At 66.8% G+C, this 18903-nt stretch carries 18 protein-coding genes; 7 read left to right on the top strand and 11 right to left on the bottom strand.

Annotation, left to right across the window (positions count from 1 at the left end; all coding sequences use genetic code 11):
- Positions 1-35 precede the first annotated feature (35 nt).
- On the top strand, positions 36-1412 hold the full coding sequence (gene radA / locus AAFP35_RS15555) for a DNA repair protein RadA (protein WP_419222542.1): 1377 nt from the start codon (positions 36-38) through the stop codon (positions 1410-1412).
- Between the two features lie 137 nt (positions 1413-1549).
- Here the strand turns inward: radA and AAFP35_RS15550 are convergent, their stop codons facing one another.
- A complete protein-coding gene (locus AAFP35_RS15550; protein ID WP_419222541.1) occupies positions 1550-2098 on the bottom strand; it encodes a PaaI family thioesterase in 549 nt (182 codons plus the stop codon).
- A 139-nt stretch (positions 2099-2237) separates the two neighbouring features.
- Between AAFP35_RS15550 and disA the strand changes: the two genes are divergently transcribed.
- Positions 2238-3320, top strand: a complete 1083-nt coding sequence (gene disA, locus AAFP35_RS15545; RefSeq protein ID WP_419222718.1) for a DNA integrity scanning diadenylate cyclase DisA — start codon at positions 2238-2240, stop codon at positions 3318-3320.
- Positions 3321-3528: 208 nt separating this feature from the next.
- Here the strand turns inward: disA and AAFP35_RS15540 are convergent, their stop codons facing one another.
- Positions 3529-4659, bottom strand: a complete 1131-nt coding sequence (locus tag AAFP35_RS15540; protein WP_419222540.1) for a CaiB/BaiF CoA transferase family protein — start codon at positions 4657-4659, stop codon at positions 3529-3531.
- Positions 4656-5843 (bottom strand): acyl-CoA dehydrogenase family protein, encoded by a 1188-nt coding sequence (locus AAFP35_RS15535; RefSeq protein WP_419222539.1) that lies wholly within the window; start codon positions 5841-5843, stop codon positions 4656-4658. Before AAFP35_RS15535 ends, AAFP35_RS15540 begins: the two co-directional genes overlap by 4 nt.
- 127 nt (positions 5844-5970) lie before the next feature.
- Between AAFP35_RS15535 and AAFP35_RS15530 the strand changes: the two genes are divergently transcribed.
- The gene (locus tag AAFP35_RS15530) at positions 5971-6978 is read left to right on the top strand and encodes a LacI family DNA-binding transcriptional regulator (RefSeq protein ID WP_419222538.1); all 1008 of its coding nucleotides are present in this window, start codon (positions 5971-5973) and stop codon (positions 6976-6978) included.
- 87 nt (positions 6979-7065) lie between these two features.
- On the opposite strand, the gene AAFP35_RS15525 is transcribed toward AAFP35_RS15530, so the two are convergent.
- Together AAFP35_RS15525 and AAFP35_RS15520 are read right to left on the bottom strand one after the other, a co-directional pair.
- The gene (locus AAFP35_RS15525; protein ID WP_419222537.1) at positions 7066-7857 is read right to left on the bottom strand and encodes a hypothetical protein; all 792 of its coding nucleotides are present in this window, start codon (positions 7855-7857) and stop codon (positions 7066-7068) included.
- A 128-nt stretch (positions 7858-7985) separates the two neighbouring features.
- The gene (locus AAFP35_RS15520; protein WP_419222536.1) at positions 7986-8642 is read right to left on the bottom strand and encodes a carbonic anhydrase; all 657 of its coding nucleotides are present in this window, start codon (positions 8640-8642) and stop codon (positions 7986-7988) included.
- Between AAFP35_RS15520 and AAFP35_RS15515 the strand changes: the two genes are divergently transcribed.
- The gene (locus AAFP35_RS15515; protein WP_419222535.1) at positions 8641-9537 is read left to right on the top strand and encodes an A/G-specific adenine glycosylase; all 897 of its coding nucleotides are present in this window, start codon (positions 8641-8643) and stop codon (positions 9535-9537) included. The two genes, AAFP35_RS15520 and AAFP35_RS15515, sit on opposite strands and share 2 nt — an antisense overlap.
- Before the next feature lie 18 nt (positions 9538-9555).
- On the opposite strand, the gene AAFP35_RS15510 is transcribed toward AAFP35_RS15515, so the two are convergent.
- A complete protein-coding gene (locus AAFP35_RS15510; protein ID WP_419222534.1) occupies positions 9556-10371 on the bottom strand; it encodes an alpha/beta fold hydrolase in 816 nt (271 codons plus the stop codon).
- Positions 10372-10465: 94 nt separating this feature from the next.
- Between AAFP35_RS15510 and AAFP35_RS15505 the strand changes: the two genes are divergently transcribed.
- The 3 genes from AAFP35_RS15505 (at position 10466) to AAFP35_RS15495 (ending at position 13137) form a co-directional block, all read left to right on the top strand.
- Positions 10466-10774: an antibiotic biosynthesis monooxygenase family protein gene (locus AAFP35_RS15505; protein WP_419222533.1), complete on the top strand. Its 309-nt coding sequence runs from the start codon at positions 10466-10468 to the stop codon at positions 10772-10774.
- A gap of 50 nt (positions 10775-10824) precedes the next feature.
- The gene (locus tag AAFP35_RS15500) at positions 10825-11427 is read left to right on the top strand and encodes an LON peptidase substrate-binding domain-containing protein (protein WP_419222717.1); all 603 of its coding nucleotides are present in this window, start codon (positions 10825-10827) and stop codon (positions 11425-11427) included.
- Between the two features lie 207 nt (positions 11428-11634).
- On the top strand, positions 11635-13137 hold the full coding sequence (locus AAFP35_RS15495) for an aldehyde dehydrogenase (RefSeq protein ID WP_419222532.1): 1503 nt from the start codon (positions 11635-11637) through the stop codon (positions 13135-13137).
- 147 nt (positions 13138-13284) lie between these two features.
- On the opposite strand, the gene AAFP35_RS15490 is transcribed toward AAFP35_RS15495, so the two are convergent.
- The 5 genes from AAFP35_RS15490 to AAFP35_RS15470 are packed head-to-tail and all read right to left on the bottom strand — an operon-like array spanning position 13285 to position 18893.
- Positions 13285-13878 (bottom strand): hypothetical protein, encoded by a 594-nt coding sequence (locus tag AAFP35_RS15490; RefSeq protein ID WP_419222531.1) that lies wholly within the window; start codon positions 13876-13878, stop codon positions 13285-13287.
- The gene (locus AAFP35_RS15485; protein ID WP_419222530.1) at positions 13878-14975 is read right to left on the bottom strand and encodes a hypothetical protein; all 1098 of its coding nucleotides are present in this window, start codon (positions 14973-14975) and stop codon (positions 13878-13880) included. Before AAFP35_RS15485 ends, AAFP35_RS15490 begins: the two co-directional genes overlap by 1 nt.
- Entirely contained in the window at positions 14972-16396 is a 1425-nt protein-coding gene (locus tag AAFP35_RS15480) for an MCE family protein (protein ID WP_419222529.1), read from the bottom strand. The genes AAFP35_RS15485 and AAFP35_RS15480 overlap by 4 nt, the downstream gene beginning before the upstream one ends.
- Complete coding sequence (locus AAFP35_RS15475) at positions 16393-17646, bottom strand: MlaD family protein (protein WP_419222528.1); 1254 nt, start codon at positions 17644-17646, stop codon at positions 16393-16395. The genes AAFP35_RS15480 and AAFP35_RS15475 overlap by 4 nt, the downstream gene beginning before the upstream one ends.
- Positions 17646-18893 carry an MCE family protein gene (locus tag AAFP35_RS15470; RefSeq protein ID WP_419222527.1) on the bottom strand — a complete coding sequence of 416 codons (1248 nt, stop codon included), beginning with the start codon at positions 18891-18893 and terminating at the stop codon, positions 17646-17648. Before AAFP35_RS15470 ends, AAFP35_RS15475 begins: the two co-directional genes overlap by 1 nt.
- Positions 18894-18903 lie beyond the last annotated feature (10 nt).

The raw sequence follows: 18903 nt of genomic DNA, 5'->3' as shown, positions 1-18903 counted from the left end.
GACGGTGTGTCACACCACGCCCCTAGGCTGTCCCCGTGGCCAAACCGAGATCGTCATTCCGCTGTGGTGCATGCGGACACACCGTCGCCAAATGGGTCGGCCGCTGTCCCGAATGCGGCGAGTGGGGCACGGTCGACGAGGCGGCGACGATCAGCACCCGCCCCAACGGGGTCGGGGGCATCACCCCGAGCAGTCCGGCCAAACCCATCACCGAGGTCGACGCGAACTCCTCGGCTGCGGTCGCAACCGGGATCGGCGAACTCGATCGCGTCCTCGGCCGCGGCGTGGTGCCCGGTTCGGTGATCCTGCTCGCAGGTGAACCCGGCGTCGGCAAGTCGACGCTGCTACTCGAGACCGTCAAGCACTGGGCGCACCGCGGCCAGAAGGCGCTCTATCTCACCGGCGAGGAATCGGCCGGGCAGGTGCGCATGCGGGCCGAGCGCACCGACGCGGTCCACGAGAACGTCTATCTCGCAGCCGAAACCGACCTCGCGACGATCCTCGGACACGTCGATGCTGTGAATCCCTCACTGGTGGTTGTGGACTCGGTGCAGACGGTGGTCGCCACCGGCACCGACGGTGTCACCGGAGGGGTCACCCAGATCCGCGCGGTGACAACGGCATTGGTTTCGATGGCCAAGAACCGTGGCATCGCGGTGGTGCTCGTGGGCCACGTGACCAAGGACGGCGCGGTGGCCGGACCGCGCTCGCTGGAGCATCTCGTCGACGTCGTGCTGTCGTTCGAAGGCGACCGGCATTCGAGCCTCCGGATGGTGCGCGGCATCAAGAATCGCTTCGGCGCCGCCGACGAGGTGGGTTGCTTCGAACAGCGCGACGACGGCATCCATCAGGTCACCGATCCGTCCGGGATCTTTCTCCATCAACGCGACGCAGATGTCACCGGATCGACCGCGATGGTCACGATGGATGGAAAACGCGCCCTCGTCGGCGAGGTCCAGGCGCTGGCCAACAAGTCCACGATGGCCACGCCTCGTCGCGCGGTCTCCGGCCTCGACTCGGCACGCGTCGCGATGGTGCTGGCCGTGTTGCAAAGCCGGCTCGGCGCCCCGCTGGGCGACCACGAGATCTACGCGGCCACCGTCGGCGGGATGAAGGTCACCGAGCCGGCGGCCGATCTCGCCATCGCACTGGCGGTGTCATCGGTGCTGCAGAACACGCCCGTCCCGCACCGGACGGTCGCCATCGGCGAGGTCGGGCTGGCCGGCGAGGTGCGCCGGGTGTCCGCGGTCGCCCGACGAGTCGGCGAAGCCAAGCGGCTCGGCTTTCGCCACGCCATCGTCCCGGCGGGTACCGACGAGAATCTTCCGTCGGGCATCCGGGTGACGCGCGTGAACGATCTCCAGGATGCCGTCCGGGCGGCGTTGACCAGTACCGTTGACGCCCCGTTCTGACCGCCGTCCACGCCGCCGCCCCGCACCGAGCGGCCCATGGATCACCGACGAACGCCGCGCCCTGCGCGCTCAGGACCGACGACGGTCACAGCACCGTCGTCGGGAGCTGCGAGCGGCTTCGAAGGATCGGTAGATCCTCACGGTCGGGACAGTCGGTCCTTGTATTCGTCGGAGAGTCCGCTGTTGGCGACATGATCGGCGAAGTGTGCGCGCGAATCGATGCTGACGAAGATCGCGTGGGCCTGCGCGACGATCTTCTCCGGGTCGCCCAGATGCGCCGTCGAGCGTGTGTAGAGCTTGCGTCGCTGTCGGCCGAGGAGTTCACCACGAAAATGCAGTGTCGAACCGATCGGGATCGGCTCGGCGAAGTCGACCTCGAGGTGCACGGTGACCGCCGACGGCCCGATCAGCAGCGGAACATTGCCCATGACCTCGTCGAATGCGGTGGTCAGCACGCCTCCGTGGATGACTCCGGGGCCGCCTTCCATCCGGGGTTCCGCGGCCATCGTCGCACTGACCGTGAATCCATCGCCGGCGATGATCTTCAGGTGCAACCCCTGCTCGGATTGATCACCGCAGCCGTAGCACATCGGGTGATGCCGGTTGAGCTTCTCGCCCGGCCCGGCAGCCTTGGGGTGACGTTCCACCGGGTCGAGGTCGGTGGGCACCGTAAATCCGCTCTTCACGTCCCGTTACCCTAGTCCGAGTACATATGTGCACGGCGAGGTGGCGGTCCCGCACCGACGACAAGGTCGGCCGGTCGCACGGTACGCCCACCCAGGGCGCTCGGCAGACGGACCGTGGCGTCCGATGAGAAGAGGCGAGATGGTCGACATCGCGAAATCCGAGCTGACGCGGGAAACGCTGGCACGGGTCGCGCCCGGCACGGGCCTGCGAGACGGCCTCGAACGCATCCTGCGTGGCGGCACCGGTGCGCTCATCGTGCTCGGCCACGACTCCGACGTGGAGAAGATCTGCGACGGCGGATTCCACCTCGACGTCGAGTTCGCGCCCACCCGACTCCGCGAGCTCGCGAAAATGGATGGGGCCGTGGTGCTTTCGACCGACGGAAAGCGCATCGTCCGTGCCAACGTGCAGTTGGTGCCGGATCCGTCGATCCCGACCGAGGAGTCCGGCACCCGGCACCGCGCTGCCGAACGCACGGCCATCCAGACCGGACACCCGGTGATCTCGGTGAGCGCATCGATGTCGATCGTCAGCGTCTACGTGCACGGTGCCCGCCGGGTCGTCGAGAGTCCGGATCCGATCCTGTCCCGTGCGAATGTCGCACTGGCCACGCTCGAGCGCTACAAGATGCGTCTCGACGAGGTGATCGCCGGGCTCTCTCGCGCCGAGATCGAGGACTATGTGCTGTTGCGCGACGCCATGTCGACGGCGCAGCGGATGGAGATGGTGCGCCGGGTGTCGGTGGAGATCGAGGAATACGTCCTCGAACTCGGCGTCAACGGCCGGCAGGTCAGCCTGCAGCTCGAGGAACTCATCAGCGACAACGACACCATGCGCGAACTACTCGTCCGCGACTACTACGCCACCCCGGAACCCGCGACCGCCGAGGACGTGCGGCAGACGTTGGAGACCGTCGAGCAACTGTCCGACGTCGACCTGCTCGACCTCACCCTCATCGCCGGGGCCTTCGGCTATCCGACGACGATCGAGGCGCAGGACACCGCGATGAGCCCCCGCGGCTATCGACTGTTGGCACGGATCTCACGACTGCAGTTCGCGCACATCGATCGTCTGGTGCGCAGTTTCGGCACACTTCAGGCACTGCTCGCGACGAGTGCAGCCGATCTGCAGGCCGTCGAGGGCATCGGCAGTATCTGGGCGCGCCACATCCGCGAAGGACTCTCCCGCCTCGCCGAGAGCAGCATCGAACGTTACGAGTAGCAGCCGCCACGTGAGCGGTTCGATCGAAATGCGCCCTGGATAAGCGCCCTCACCGGAGCACTCATCGCGCTGTGGGCGACGACGGCGGTGGGGAGGGCACATTTCCAGGGCGCATTTCGATCGGGGCACATTTCCGTCGGGGCACATTTCGATCAGGGCGCATTTTCGATCGGGGCACATTTCGATCGGGGCACATTTCGATCGGCGACTACGCCCCGTCCCCGCCCTCATCAAGCCGTGGCGGTGCGGACCGATAGGTCGGTGGCGTCGCCGAGAGTCGAATCGGGTTGGCCACCTGTCGAATCGGATCGGCGCGCCGAGGGTCGTCGATCGTGATCACCGGTTCGAGCCCCAACCGCTCCGCCAGCGCGATGGCATCGGCGATGTCGTTGAGCGGCCCGCACGGCACTCGCTTGGCGGTGAGCGCCGTGAACCACGCATCCGCGGTGTCCGCGGCGAGCGCCTCGTTGAGCATCGCCGTCAGCACCTCACGGTGGGCAACACGTGCCCTGTTGGTCGAAAAGCGTTCGTCCGAGGCCAATTCGGGTCGCCCGAGCACGTCGGCGAGGGCCGCGAACTGACGGTCGTTGCCGATGGCGAGAACCAGCGGCCGATCGCTCGCGGCGAACACCTCGTAGGGAGCGATGCTCGGATGCCGGTTGCCCATCGCGTGAGGCACCACTCCCGCCGCCACATAGGCCGACGATTGATTCGCCAGCGCCGAGAGCAGCGACGACAGCAGGTTCACCTCGATCCGCTGCCCCTCACCGGTGCGGTCCCGATGACGTAGGGCGGCCAGGATACCCACGGCCGCATGCAGTCCCGTGATGATGTCGACCATCGCGACACCGACCTTGGTGGGTGTCCGCGGGTCCGGACCGGTGATGCTCATCAGTCCGCCGACCGCCTGGATGAGCAGGTCGTATCCCGGAAGTTGGTTCTGCCCACCGAATCCGGTCACCGAGCAATACACGACGTCGGGGTTGAGATCACGCACCGCGTCGTGGCCGAGTCCGAGCCGGTCCATGGTGCCCGGCAGGAAGTTCTCCACCACGACGTCGGCACGGGCCACCAGTTCACGGGCGGCATCGAGTCCGGTGTCGTCGGTGAGATCGTAAGCCACCGAACGCTTGTTGCGGTTGACCGAGAGGAAGTACGACGACTCGTCCCCCACCCACGGCGGGCCCCAACTACGGGTGTCGTCGCCGACTTCGGGCCGCTCGACCTTGACCACCTCGGCGCCCAGGTCGGCGAGCAGCATCGTCGCGTACGGTCCGGCGAGGACCCGGCCGAAGTCTGCGATGACCAGCCCGTCCAACGCGCCGGTACGGAAGGTCACCGGAACGCGGCCTCGCCGGTCAACGCCTTGCCGATGGTCAGCTGGTGCACTTCGGAGGTGCCCTCGTAGGTGAGTACCGATTCGAGGTTGTTGGCGTGCCGGATCACCGGGTATTCGAGGGTGATCCCGTTGGCGCCCAGGATGGTTCGGCACTCGCGCGCGATCGCGATGGCCTCACGCACGTTGTTGAGCTTGCCCGTGCTGACCTGCTCCGGGGTGATCTCCCCACGGTCCTTGATACGGCCGAGATGATAGGCCAGCAGGTGCGCCTTGCCGACCTCGAGGGCCATGTCGGCGATCTTGGCCTGGGTCAACTGATACCCGGCCAGCGGCTTGTCGAAGACCTCCCGGGTCTGCGCATAGTCGACGGCCACCTCGAGGCAATCCCGGGCGGCGCCGACCGCACCGAAGACGATGCCGAACCGCGCCTCGCCCAACGCCGTCAGCGGGCCCCGCAGACCGCGCGCCTCGGGCAGCATCGCCGACGCCGGCAGACGCACGCCCTCGAGCACCAGTTCGGAGGTCACCGACGCACGCAACGAGATCTTCTTCTTGATCTCCGGCGCCGAGAATCCCGGGGTATCGGTCGGCACGACGAAACCGCGGATCCCCTTGGCGCCCTCCTCGAGGTCGGTCTGCGCCCAGACCACCGCGACGTCGGCGATGGAGCCGTTTGTGATCCACATCTTGGTGCCGTTGAGCACCCAGTCGTCGCCGTCGCGTTTGGCGTGGGTGCGCATACCCGCCGGGTTCGACCCGAAATCGGGTTCGGTCAGGCCGAAGCAACCGATGGCCTCGCCGGCCGCCATCCGCGGCAACCACTCGAGCTTCTGTTCCTCACTGCCCCAGTGATGGATGGAGAACATCGCCAACGATCCCTGCACCGAGACCAGGCTGCGGACACCCGAATCCACGGCCTCGAGTTCGAGGCAGGCGAGCCCGTACGCGGTGGCACTGGTCCCGGGGCAACCGTATCCCTCCAGGTGCATGCCGAGGGCACCGAGCGAGCCGAGTTCCTTGGCCAACTCACGCGCCGGCAGTTCGGCATTCTCGAACCAGTCACCGATGTGGGGCCGCAGTCGCTCGGCACCGAACTTGCGCACGGTGTCGCGAATCGCGATCTCCTCGGGATCGAGAAGTGCGTCGAGCGCGAAGAGTTGGGTCAGGGTCTGGGCGTCAGCCATCGGTTCCTCCGGTGTAAGAACGTTTGCGAGAACGTTTGCATCCACTAAGCTAGGCACAACCGGCGCAGTTCGTCAACAGCGGGAGCACCAATGCACCCGCGGACGCGAGGAAAGGTAGGTCCCGTAGATGTCAGGTGGGCATCGGGCTCCGACCCTCAGGGAGATCGCCGAACGTGCCGGGGTCCACGTCTCCACCGCGTCACGGGTCCTGCGACAGCCCGAACCAGCCGACGGGTGGTCGGCATCGGCGCAGCGGGTCCGCGAGGTCGCACGCGAGCTCGGCTACCACCCGAATCTGTGGGCGGCGAGTCTGCGGACCCGCAAGACCACCACACTCGGGGTGGTGATGACCCGACTCACCGACGGTGTGGTCGCGACGACCTATCAGGGCATCGAGGAAGCCGCCACGCGCGCAGGCTATTCGGTCCTGCTGTCGAGTCCCCCCGACGACCCCGATGCACAGCGGCGGGCCATCGAACTCGTCGTCGGCCGTCAGGTGGACGGTCTGCTGCTCGGTGGTCTGCACGCTCCCGGTCACGCGTTCATCGAATCGCTGTCGATCGGAGACGTGCCGCTGCTCACGGTGACCCGGCACGGCGACGCCGATCTGCCGTTCGTCGGCGGCGATGATCGACACGGCGGCCGCCTCGCGGCTCGCCATCTGCTCGACCGGGGATTCGACGATCTCGCCGTCATCGCCGGGCCCGCCCATGCGACGACGGCCCGTGACCGACTCACGGGGTTCTGTGCGGAATTGGCCGATGCCGGAGTCAATCTGCCGTCCGAACGTATTGTCACGTCGACCTTCGAGGTCGCGGGCGGGATCGAGGCGGGCCACCGCCTCCTCGGTGACGGCCACCGACCACGCGCGATCTTCACCGTCTCGGACACCATCGCGGTCGGCGTGCTCGGCGTGGCCCGCGATCTCGGTCTTCGTGTGCCCGACGATCTGGCCCTGGTCGGCTACAACGACATTCCCATCGTCGCGCAGCTACCGGTACCGCTCACCACGGTCCGTTCACCTGCCCACCAGATCGGCGAGACCGCGACACGTCGACTCCTGGACCTTGTCGAGGGACGCGAGGTGGAGACCGCGCGGCTACCGGTGGAATTGATACCGCGGGCCACCGCATAGGGCGGGACGGCGATCCGGCCACCTGGAGTCCAGGCCACGTCATACATCGCCTGCGGCCCACTCACGGCCGATCGATGCAGCGACGGGTCAGGGCTGCGCCGGAGCGACGACGTTGAAGGTGATCGGCGCGGACTCCTTCTCGCCGATCTTGCCGATGGCCTGGTACGCGCCCACCGGAACCGCGACGCGCGGCTTGTCGCAGCCGGGGTTGCTGGTGGTACCCGACCACGTGATGGTGTCGCGAACCTGCTGCGAGGGCTTGAGGGTCACGTTGTTCACCGTCTGCAACGGCGAGCAGTCGCGGGCGGTCCACAGGGTGCGTGTGCCGTCGAGCGTGCGGACCACGACGTTCTGCGCGGACTTGCCGACGTCACGCGTGCACTCGGTGAGGCCCGCATTGGTGGTCACGATGGTGAACACCGGCTGATCGCCCGTCGAGTAGGTCGGCTTGTCGGTGTAGAGAACCACCGAGATGTTCGAGTCCGGGCACAGGCCGGACGCCGGCACCGGCCCGGGGGCCGCCCCCGCCGCGCTCGGGGCGACGGGTGTGCCACCGGGCGCCGCAGATCCGCCGGGCACCGACGATGCCGCCGCTCCCGACTCCCCTGGTGCCGCCACGGCACCACCTCCGCCATAGCCGCCGCCGGAGGCATCTGCGGATTCGCTGGACGAGGGCTCCGACGACTCGGTCGGCGTGGACGGGGTCGTGGAACTCACCGACGACCCGGCCGCGGTCGGAGCGGGCTTGCCGTCGTCACCGCCGGTCGCCCAGATGATCAAACCGATGATCAGCCCGACCACGACGACCAGACCACCGATCGCGACGACTCGTCGTCGCCAGTAGATCTCGGGTGGTAACGGGGCCTGCGGATCGATCACGGGGCCCACGCTATCGGCCGGGACACAGCCACGGTCCGACGTCGCTCGGCGTGTCGCACAAACAGGCCCTGACCGGCCAAAAGTCTAAAGTTCGGGTTCAGCCCGAGAGTGCCCCGCCGGCCGCGTGCTCAGGCAGACTTGGCGCTCTGCTCCACCGGAACGTTCGGCGTGTCCCCGACCTCACCGTAGACGCCGCGCAACTGCACCCGCCCCTCGCTGAGCTTGTAGGTGAGTCCGACGATGGCGAGCTTGCCGGTCGCGACGCGATCGGCGATGACACGGCTGCGCTGCATCAGGAGACGACCGGTCTCGACGACGTGGCGGGCCTCGAACTCGTCGACCCGGGTGAGCCCCTCGCTGCGTCCGGCCAGGATGCTGGGCGACACCTTCTCGACGACATCGCGGATGTACCCACCCGGGATCTGCAGGTCGTCGAGCGCGTCGAGCGTGGCCTTGACCGCCCCGCAACTGTCGTGCCCGAGGATCGCGATCAGCGGCACCTGCAGGACCTCGACCGCGTACTCCAGGGACCCGAGGACTGCAGAATCGATGACCTGGCCCGCGGTGCGGACCACGAACATGTCCCCCAGCCCTTGGTCGAAGATGATCTCCGCGGCCAGTCGGGAATCGGAACATCCGAACAACACCACGTGCGGGTCCTGTCCGGACGCGAGCCGCGCCCGGTCCTCGATACCCTGACTGGGATGTTGAGAATCACCCGCGACGAAACGATCGTTACCCTCGCGCAGAACCTTCCACGCAGCCTCCGGCGTCACTGTGCTCATGTCGACTAGTGTGCCATCGGCCGAGCTGCTCGGCTGGTTCGACCTTCACGAACGCGATCTGCCCTGGCGTGAGCCGGGATTGTCGGGCTGGCAGATCCTCATCAGCGAGATCATGCTGCAGCAGACGCCGGTCTCGCGGGTGATCGGACCGTGGCGGGAATGGGTGGACCGCTGGCCGGTGCCGTCGGCGATGGCCGCGGCGTCGCCGGGCGAGGTGTTGCGCGCCTGGGGCAAGCTCGGTTACCCACGCCGCGCCATGCGCCTGCACCAATGTGCGGGTGTGCTCGCCGCCGAGCACAACGATCGGGTCCCTGACGACGTCGCGACGATGCTCACCCTGCCCGGCATCGGCGATTACACCGCCCGCGCGGTGGCGTGTTTCGCGTACGGACAGTCGGTTCCGGTGGTGGACACCAACGTTCGTCGGGTCATCGCTCGCGCGGTGCATGGACGCGAACAGCCCGGCAACCCGTCACGCACCGATCTCGACGACGCATCGGCGCTGCTCCCCCGCAACCCCGACGACACTGTCGCCGCGTCGGCCCCACGATTCTCCGCAGCGCTGATGGAGCTCGGCGCGCTCGTCTGCACGGCGCGTAAACCCGACTGCGACGCATGCCCACTCACCGAGTGCACGTGGGTGCGACTCGGACGTCCCGCGCACAGCGGACCGCCACGCAAGGTGCAGAAGTTCGCCGGCACCGACCGGCAGGTGCGGGGCCTGCTCCTCGATGTCCTGCGCGGCACCGACAAACCTGTCCTACGCGACCGTCTCGACCTGGCGTGGACCACCGACACCGCGCAACGTGACCGCGCATTGGACTCACTGCTCGTCGACGGGTTGGTCGAGATCACCGCCGACGGTCGGTATTGCCTTGCCGGCGAGGCGGATTGACAGACCTTCAGCCCCGACTCACGCCGGCAATCCGCACAGGAACGCCTCGACGGCCCCACGGTACTCGTCCGGCGCATCGTCGTGGACCAGGTGACCCGCGCCGGCAACCCGTAGGTGAGCGGCGAAATCATTGAGCGAGCACATCTTTCGCATCTGATCAGGTGGGGTGACGGTGTGCTCGGCCTCTATCAACAGCGTCGGCACCCGCACCGACGACCACTGCGTCCAGAAATCCCTGCCACCCCACTCCTCGGCGATGTCGGCCCAGACCTGCAGACTGCCGTGCAGACGTCCGTCGTCGAACGCCTCGAAGAAGTACCGGCCCGCGACGTCGCCGAACATCGCTCGTGCGTCGTCGATGGACGCGAAGCGTTCGGGCCAGCTCTCGAACCACGGCGTCCAGTCGCCTGTCGTGCGTCCCCGGAAGTCCGGGGCCATGTCCTCGATCACCAACGCCGACACCATCTCCGGATAAGCGGCCGCGGTGCACCAGGCGTGCTGGCCGCCCATCGAGTGGCCGATCAGCACGGCAGGTCCCTGATCGATCCACACCAGGATCTCCGCGAGGTCGGTGACGAAACGTTCGGTTGCCAGCTCACTCGCGGAGGTGGGCACGGGCACATCCGCGCCCGTGTGGAACGCCGCATCGAAGGTGAAAACCCGACCGTGGCGGCGCAGCCAGGGGATCTGGCGACGCCAGGTCCGGCCGCGGCCCATCAGTCCGTGCAACAGGACGATCGGACCGACCCCACGCAGCGGTGCGCCGTCGGCGTCCACCGGGCCGCCGTGATCGATGAGACCGGTATCTGCGTGAACCTCGGGGAGAGCCGTCACGGACTCCAGGGTATGGCAGCGATGTCTCCTAGTGGCGTGTCAATGATCCGCACAAGCGACGCGGGGCGACGCGTCCGACCAGTAGGCTGACCGCATGGCAGTTGTGAAGATCAATGCGATCTCGGTACCCGAGGGTGCCGGACCCGAACTCGAGAAGCGTTTCGCCAACCGGGCCCATTCGGTCGACGGCTCCCAGGGATTCCTCGGATTCCAGTTGCTGCGACCGGTCAAGGGCGACGATCGGTATTTCGTGGTGACCCAGTGGGAATCGGAGGAGGACTTCCAGGCGTGGGCTTCCGGTCCGGCCCGGGAAGCGCATTCGGGTGAGCGCGCCAAGCCGGTGGCCACCGGCGCCGATCTCCTGGAGTTCGAGGTCGTCCTCGACGCCAAACCCACCGCCTGACTCCGTCGATGAACACCGCCGACAGCGGGGCGGGTGTGTCGGTCACGCCGATGTTCCCACTGGGCACCGCCCTGCTGCCCGGCGAAGTGTTGCCGCTGCGGATCTTCGAGCCCCGCTACCGACAGATGCTCGGCGACGTTCTCGACGCCGACCGCGGATTCGGCATCGTGCTGATCGCCCGCGGGCACGAGGTCGGCGGCGGTGACGTCCGCACCGACATCGGCACCTTCGCGCAGATCGACGAAGTCGAGCGCGCGCCCGACGGCCGTGCCGCGCTCATGTGCACCGGCAGCGAACGATTTCGAGTGGTCGAGTGGCTGCCCGACGATCCGTATCCACGCGCCGTGGTCGAGACGCTGCCCGAACCGGCGGGCGAGGCCGCCGACGACGTGCGTCTCACCGAACTGCGAGACGCGTTGACCTCGTTCGTCGACGAGGTCGCCACCCGACGACCGGCCGCGATCGCCGACGGACTCCCCGTCTTCGACACCACCGACCTCTTCGCTCACGGCGTGTTCGGATGGGCCACCCGGTTGCCCATCGGTGCCGCCGACCGCCAGAAACTCCTCGAGTGCACAACCGTCGCCGCGCAGGTCGGAGTGCTGCACGAGGTCGTCGCGGGCCTGTCGGACATGATCCGTTTCGGACTCTGACTCACCGCGTCCACCGAAGTCCGATGCTCTGGCCTCGGCGCGTCTCGGATTCGGCGGGCGCCGGCTCCGATGCGGCGGATGCCCTGTTTTCCGTCGTCTGTGCAGTCATTTTCGGCACCCGGTCGCCGGGGACCCCTGGCCCACAATTAGAACGTGTTCTAGTATCGGGTGTGGAGTAGTTCACACCACCACCCAGGAGCACAATTCATGACCGAGACCGTCGAGTCCCGCCCGGCAGCCGCCCTCGTCGGCGCCGGCGACCAACCGCAGTTGTTCATCGGTGGCACGTGGGTCGATCCCCATTCCAGCGAGACCCTCGAGGTCTTCTCGCCGGCCACCGGCGAACGGGTCGGATCGGTCCCGCTGGCCGACGAGGTGGACGTCGACACCGCGGTGAAGACCGCCCGCGCCGCGTTCGAGTCCGGCGTCTGGCGCGACAAGACGCCCGCCGAGCGCGCCGCGGTGCTGAACCGCGCAGCCGACCTGATCAACGAGCGGACCGCAGACATCACCAACCTCGTGTCCGCGGAGATGGGCGCCACCCCCACCGATGTGGCCACCCTGCAACAACTCCCGGCCACCGGCGTCCTGCAGGGCTACGCCGCGGCGGCGACCGACTTCCCGTGGGAAGAGCGTCGCACCGGCCTGTTCGGTGAGACCCTGGTGACCCGTGAGGCGGTCGGCGTCGTCGGCGCGATCATCGCATGGAACGTCCCGTTGTTCTTGCTGTGCAACAAGTTCGGCCCCGCACTCGCCGCCGGTTGCTCGATCGTGCTGAAGCCGGCACCGGAAACCCCGCTCAACGCCAACCTGCTCGCACAGATCTTCGTCGACGCGGGCGTGCCCGAGGGCGTCATCTCCGTCGTGCCGGGCGGAGTCGAGGCAGGCAAGACGCTCGTCGACCACCCCGACGTCGACAAGATCACCTTCACCGGCTCGACCGTCGCCGGCCGCGCGATCGCCGCCCGCTGCGGCGAGACCCTCAAGCGCTGCTCACTCGAACTGGGTGGCAAGTCCGCTGCCATCGTCCTCGACGACGTCGACCTGGCCGCGAACATCCACATGCTGGTGTTCTCGGCCGGACTGATCAACGCCGGTCAGGCGTGCGTCGCGCAGACCCGCGTCCTGGTGCCCAAGTCGCGTCACGACGAGATCGTCGAGGCGATCGTCGAGACCGCGAAGTCGTTCACCCCGGGTCTGCCCACCGCCGAGGGAACCACGCTCGGACCGATCATCACCGCCAAGCAGCGCGAGAAGGTCGAGGGCTACGTCGCCAAGGGCAAGGAAGAGGGCGCGACCGCCGCACTCGAGGGCACGCGGCCCGACGGGCTGGAGAACGGGTTCTACGTGACGCCCACGGTCTTCACCGGCGTCACCAACGACATGACCATCGCGCGCGAAGAAATCTTCGGCCCGGTCATCAGCGTCATCGCCTATGACACCGTCGACGAGGCCGTCAAGATCGCCAACGACTCCGATTACGGTCTGGCAGGGTCGATCTGGACGTCCGACGTCGAACGGGGCATCGAGATCGCCAAGCAGATCCGCACCGGAACGCTCGGGATCAACTGGTATGCCATCGATCCCGCGTCGCCGTTCGGCGGGTACAAGAACTCCGGCATCGGTCGCGAAAACGGCCGTGAGGGTCTGGAGTCCTACCTCGAGCACAAGTCCATCCTCATGCCGATGGGGTACACCTCGGAGTCCTGAGGTCGAAAAACCTGCTCTCTCACAGGAGTCCGGGGCCGGTCACCGCGAGGTGACCGGCCCCGGCGCTGTTGTGGGATCGAGTGCGGGACAACACCGACAGACAGGCAAGCCCCACGCCTTGGCGTGGGGCTTGCCTGTCTCGGATGGTCAGCCTGTGGGTTTCGGCGCACCGGAGCTGGGCGCGGGCAGCGGGATCGCCCCTGGCGGCGGGGTGTCGGTCTGCTGGATGCGGCTGCGGAACGAATCGTCGGTGATCACATCGATCCCGTTGATGAGCCAGTCGCCATCCTGTTTGACCATCGTGAACGTGAGACGGCTGGGATCGAGGCTCACCAGGTCCTTGCCGCCCCGGGTGACCGACTGGTTCATGAAGATCAGCACCGTCGAAGAGTCCCGGGTGTTGGTGACGACACCTGCATCCTGGATGGTCACGTCAGAGACGACCTGCTGTTTACGGACCTCGTCGACCAGATTGTTCTTGGTCACGAGATCGTCGTAGGTTGGCTTGGCCCCTCCGGTGAGCACCTTCTTCGACTGTGCCACATGCTCTTCGACGTTCTGCGGGTTGTATCCGAACATCGTCTGCGCGTACTGCTTGGCGGCGTCGAGCGACGAGTCGCGGGCCTGCTCGGTGCCGTGCACATCCCAATAGCGGTAGCCGAGAAATCCGGCGGCGACGGCCGAAGCCACCAGCAGGACACCGAGGATCGCTGCCACCAATCTGCTTGCGGTCAGCTTCATCAGGTCACCCACTCGAAATCGGTCATCTTCAGGTCGTCGTTGATGCGGGTGATCTGAACGCGCCACCGGAAGGTCTGCACGATCATCTCTTCCTTCGGGTTCTCCGGCTTCATCTGCCACCCGTAGACGAGGATCACCGTGCCTTCGTCATCGGTCGCGTGGGTCACCGCGTCGGAGAGGACAGTCGATTTGGTATCCAGCTTCTGGTCGCGGACCAGACTGGTCGCCTGCTTCATCGAGTTCTGCATCTGCTGATGCGCGCGACCACTCGTCTTGTCCTCCAACGTCTTCATCGCGTCGTCGACGTTGTCGGCGTTGAGGGTGGTGAGGTCGACGACCATCTGGCGGGCGAACGTCGAATACTGCGCGCGCAGATCCTGTTTGTGCTCGTCGCGGCCGATCCCGATCGCGAACACCGCGGTCGCCACGAGACAGGCGATGATGACGATCGAGCAGGCGGCGATCGCCGCGAACTTCTTCGCACCGCCGCGCCGAGCGCCCCGGTAACGAACCTTGCCCTCGCCCGTGGCCGCAGCGGCCGCCGACGATCCGCTCTCGCGCCGACGACGCCGTTCCCGATAGGTCAGGCCTCGCTCGAGGTCTTCGGGATCCGGCGCGACCGAGTTGTCGGAGTCGGCGGTGTCCGAAACCGCTGGGTCCGAAACCGCTGCGTCCGAAACCGCTGCGTCCGAAACCGCGGTGCCGGAACCTCCGTCGACATCAGCGACCACATCACCGGACGACGTGCCCGCTGCCGAGACCCACTCGTCGGACGAGCCCTCGGCGGCCTCGGTGTCCGCTGCGCTCGAACCTTCTGCGCCCAAACCTTCTGCGCCCGAACCTTCTGCGCCCGAACCTTCTGCGCCCGAACCTTCAGCGCCCGATTTGGTGACGTCACCGGTCGGCGACTCGGTCGCCGCGCTATCGGTCGCCGCGCTATCGGTCGCTGCGCTCTCGGTTGCCGTCTTGTCCCCGACCGTGCCCTCGGTGTCGGCGGTGTCGGATTCGACGGACTGTGCCGACGTCGCCTTGCGGCGGCCGAACCGGCGCATCGGGGCCGATCGGACGGGTCCGTCTCCTGGGCTCCGCTCACTCATCCGTGCACGGTTCGGCTGATCATGCTCTGCCATGTGCTTTTCTGTCCTTGCGAATTCTGTCCGGTACCGGCGTTGTATGTCTTGCCGTCCGGACCGATGAAGTCTCCCGACTTCGGATCGTACGTGGTGCCGTAGACGGCCGGTCCGGCCTCATGGTTGGACGGCGTTCCCTGAGTGACGTACCCAGCGGGTTCGTTGGGCAGCTTGATCCCGGGCAGACCGTTGGGAAACGCGTCGTTCGAGCCGGGCACCGACTTGTAGCCGGTGCGACATTCCTCGGGTGTCGGCGCCCGCCGACCCGGGAACTCCACGCAGGGGTAGTTGCGTGCACCGCGGACCGCGACCTGCGCGTTCTGCGGCACCCGGCACAGCATGCCGGGAGGGAGTTCGCGTGCCGTCTGCGCGGACGCGTTTCGCCATTGCGACCGCGGCAGGAAGCCGACGGTGCACGGTGGCGGATCCTGGAATCCGAGCGAGAACATCACGCTGGGCCCGTACTCCGGGTCGCCCACGTTGAGGGCGGTGAGCAGGGCGTTGATCAGGCGCGGGTAGATCACCAGCACCTGCTTGAGATTGGGCAAATAGACGGCCAACGTCTTCGACGCCACACCGAGATTCGACAGCAGCATCGGCAGGGTCTCGTCCATCGACGAGAACAGGTCCTGCGCCTGCGACGCCGTCGACGGCCCCTTCTGCAGGATGTCGGTGATCTCCGGGTTGTTGGCCCGCAGCTGATCGGTCACCTTGGTGACGTCCGACGTCCACGAACGGATCGCGTCCGCGGTGTTCGACTGGGTGGCCAGCAACGGTCCGGCCTGCCGGACCAGATCGATGGTCACATCGGAGTTCTTGTCCGCGTCGTCGACGAGCAGCATCATCGAATCCAACAGTCGGCGCAGATCCTCGGCCGTGCCGTTGAACGCGGTGAACGCCTCGTCCATCAGCGACCGGAGTTTCGTGTCGCCGACCTTGTCGAGCAGTTGGTTGGCCTGGTCGAGCATCGAGGAGATCTCCACCGGGACGTCGTCGCTGCTCACCACCGAACCGTCGTACAGGTCACCGCTGGGCCCATCCGGCTGCGGGGTGAACTCCACGTACTGCTCGCCCACGGCGGACACGCTGCGGACCGCGGCCGCCGACGATGCCGGGATCTTGCTGGAACTGTCGATGGACAGGGTCGCCTGGACACCGGATTCGGTGAGGTGCACCGAATCCACCTTGCCCACGTTCACGCCGCGGAAACTGACGTTCGCGTTCTCGTACAGCCCACCTGAGCTGGGCAGATTCAAATTGACCTGATACCGCCCGATGCCCGCCATGGCAGGCAGCCGGATGTAGAAGATGGCCATCGCGACCATCGCCACCACGGTGACGATCGCGAAGATCGTCAGCTGAATCCGGACGAAGCGGGTGATCTTCATCGGTGACCACCCCCTGGCAGCAGATCTTGGATCTTCGGCAGCACATCGGTCGCCGGCACCGGGTTCTTGCTGTCCGGCCGCTTCTCACCGCCGGGCTTCAACGGCGCTGTGAACGGGTTCATGCCCTGCTTGGCCGCACCCGCGGGCTTACCCGCGACCCCCTCCGGGCCGACCACGCTGACCGACCGGAAGATGCTGCTGTTGAGTTTCTCGAAGGTCAGGTCCAACACGAGGTCGGAGTTGACGTAGTCACCCTTGACGATCTGCGGGATGGTCTCCTCGAGGAACGGGAAGGTCAGCAGGATCTTCAGCGACGCGGGCAGCGAGGGCCCTGCCGCCGCGAGCTGCGCCAGCGCGGGCTTCAGATTCGCGACGATGGTCTTGATGTCCTGGCTGTTGGCGTCGAGCACGTCGTTGGCGGTCACCGACAGCTTGCGCAACGAGTTGAGCGCCGTCACGAACTGCTCGCGCTGATCGTTGAGCAGACCGAGGATCTTGGGACCGTCGGCAAGCGCTTTCTCGATCGTGGCCGACTGCTGGTTGACCGTCCCGGTGAGTCGATCGAGCCCCTGCATCGCGGCGACGATGTTCGATGTCTGACCGTCGAGGTCGGCGACGAGGGTGTTGAGCCGTGGCACCAACTTGGTGATGGTGTCCTGGCGCCCGTCGAAGATCTGATTCATCTCGTGCACGATGTCGCCGAACTGCGACAGGCCGCCTCCGTTGAGCACCACCGACAACGAGCTCAGCACCTGCTCGGTGGTCGGGTAGGAACATCCCGGCACCATCTGAGCCGAGTTGATGTCGGCCACCGGCGCCGCCGTCGGACGGTCGATGTTGTTCTGCTGCGGGCATTTCGGCAGTGGGATCTGGTCGCCCGCGGCGAGGTATCCGTCGGACTTCTCCGGCTGCACGATCTCCAGATGTGTGGAGCCGAGCACACTGGTCATGCCGACCATGACGTGAGAACCCTTGCGCACCTTGGTCCCTGCGTCGAGACGGATCGGCACCTCGGCGTTCCAGTTCTGCACCTGGATCTGACCGACGCTGCCGACCGTGACGTCGTCGATCATCACCGGAGCGTTCGGGACGAGCCCGGCTGCCGACGGTATGACCGCACTGATCTCGTAGGAACCGTTGTCGGTGCCCTGGGCACCGGGTACCGGCATGCTGTTGAGGGTCGGGATCCCACACGCCGCGGCCACGGCGACGATCACGACCAGTACGAAGGCCGCGCGTAGTCTCCGCATCATCCTTCACCACCCCATGGGACGAGCAGGTCGCCGAGGCCACCGCCGCCGTTGTCACGACGCGTCTGGGCGTCCTGCGCACGCACCCCCGCCTGTGCTCGCGCCTTGACGCTCTGATCCTGGTAGGTCACCTGGCCGGGCGCCGCGTTGGCTCCCGTCACCGGATTGGCCAGGAACGGCGGGTATGCGACGGCGATGGACGACAGCATCGGCCCGAGCACGTCGACGCACTTCGCGACATCCACATGGCTCTGACCGGGGCGATTGTTGGCTTCCATGGTCCCGCACAGCAGCGTGATCAGATTGTTGCCCATGCCCAGGCCGAAGACACCGGAGAGCGAACCGGTCAACGGGTTGTAGATGTTGTAGAAGTTCGCCAGCTGGTTCGGCGCCGAATGCAGGACCCCGCGGACCTTGTCGTCCTTCTCCGCCAAGATGCGGGTGGTGTCCTGCAGGTGACTCACCGACGACACCAGCGCGTCCTTGTTCTGTCCGATGAACCCTTGGATGTCGCCCATCGCAGAGTCCAGGTTGTGCAACGCGTCGTCGAGGGCATTCGAGTTGTCGGCGAGCACGTCACTCACCGAAGCGATGCGTCCGTTGAACTGGACGAGCTGCTCGTGGCTGGTCTGCAGTGCGTCGGTGAGCTTCTGCAGACTGCGGATCGTGGCGAACAGGTCACCGCGGCCTGCCGAGAGCGTGCCCATCACGTCGGACAGCTCGGTGATCGACTGATGGATCGCCTCACCGTTGCCGCCGAGGTTCTTGTCGAAGACATCGATGGCCCGGGCGGCCGACCCCTCCTTGGCGCCTTCCGGACCGACGGCCTTCGTCAGCTGGGTCAGCTGCTTCTTGACGTCGTCCCACTCCATCGGTACGGCGGTGCGTTCCATCGGGATCGCATTGCCGTCCTCGAGCTGGGGGCCGCCGGCGTAGACCGGGGTGAGCTGGATGAACCGGCCCGACACCAGGCTCTGCGCCACCACGACGGCTTTCGCGTCGGCCGGGATCGGGGTGTCCTTGTCGACGGTCAGCTCGACCTTGACATCGCCCTCGCGCGGGGCGATCGACGACACGTGTCCCACGTCGACGCCGAGCACCCGGACCGGGTCACCGTTGTAGAGACCGGTGACCGACGGGAAGTATGCGGTGATCGTCTTCTCGGTCGCCGCGCGGAATCCGTAGTAACCGCCCGTGACCGCCAGAGCCACCAGCACCACGATCGCGATGATCGTCCAAAATCGCATGCCAAGTCTC

Source organism: Gordonia sp. CPCC 206044, assembly GCF_048537895.1.
GTDB lineage: Bacteria > Actinomycetota > Actinomycetes > Mycobacteriales > Mycobacteriaceae > Gordonia.
This window is presented reverse-complemented; position numbering and strand designations above follow the sequence as displayed.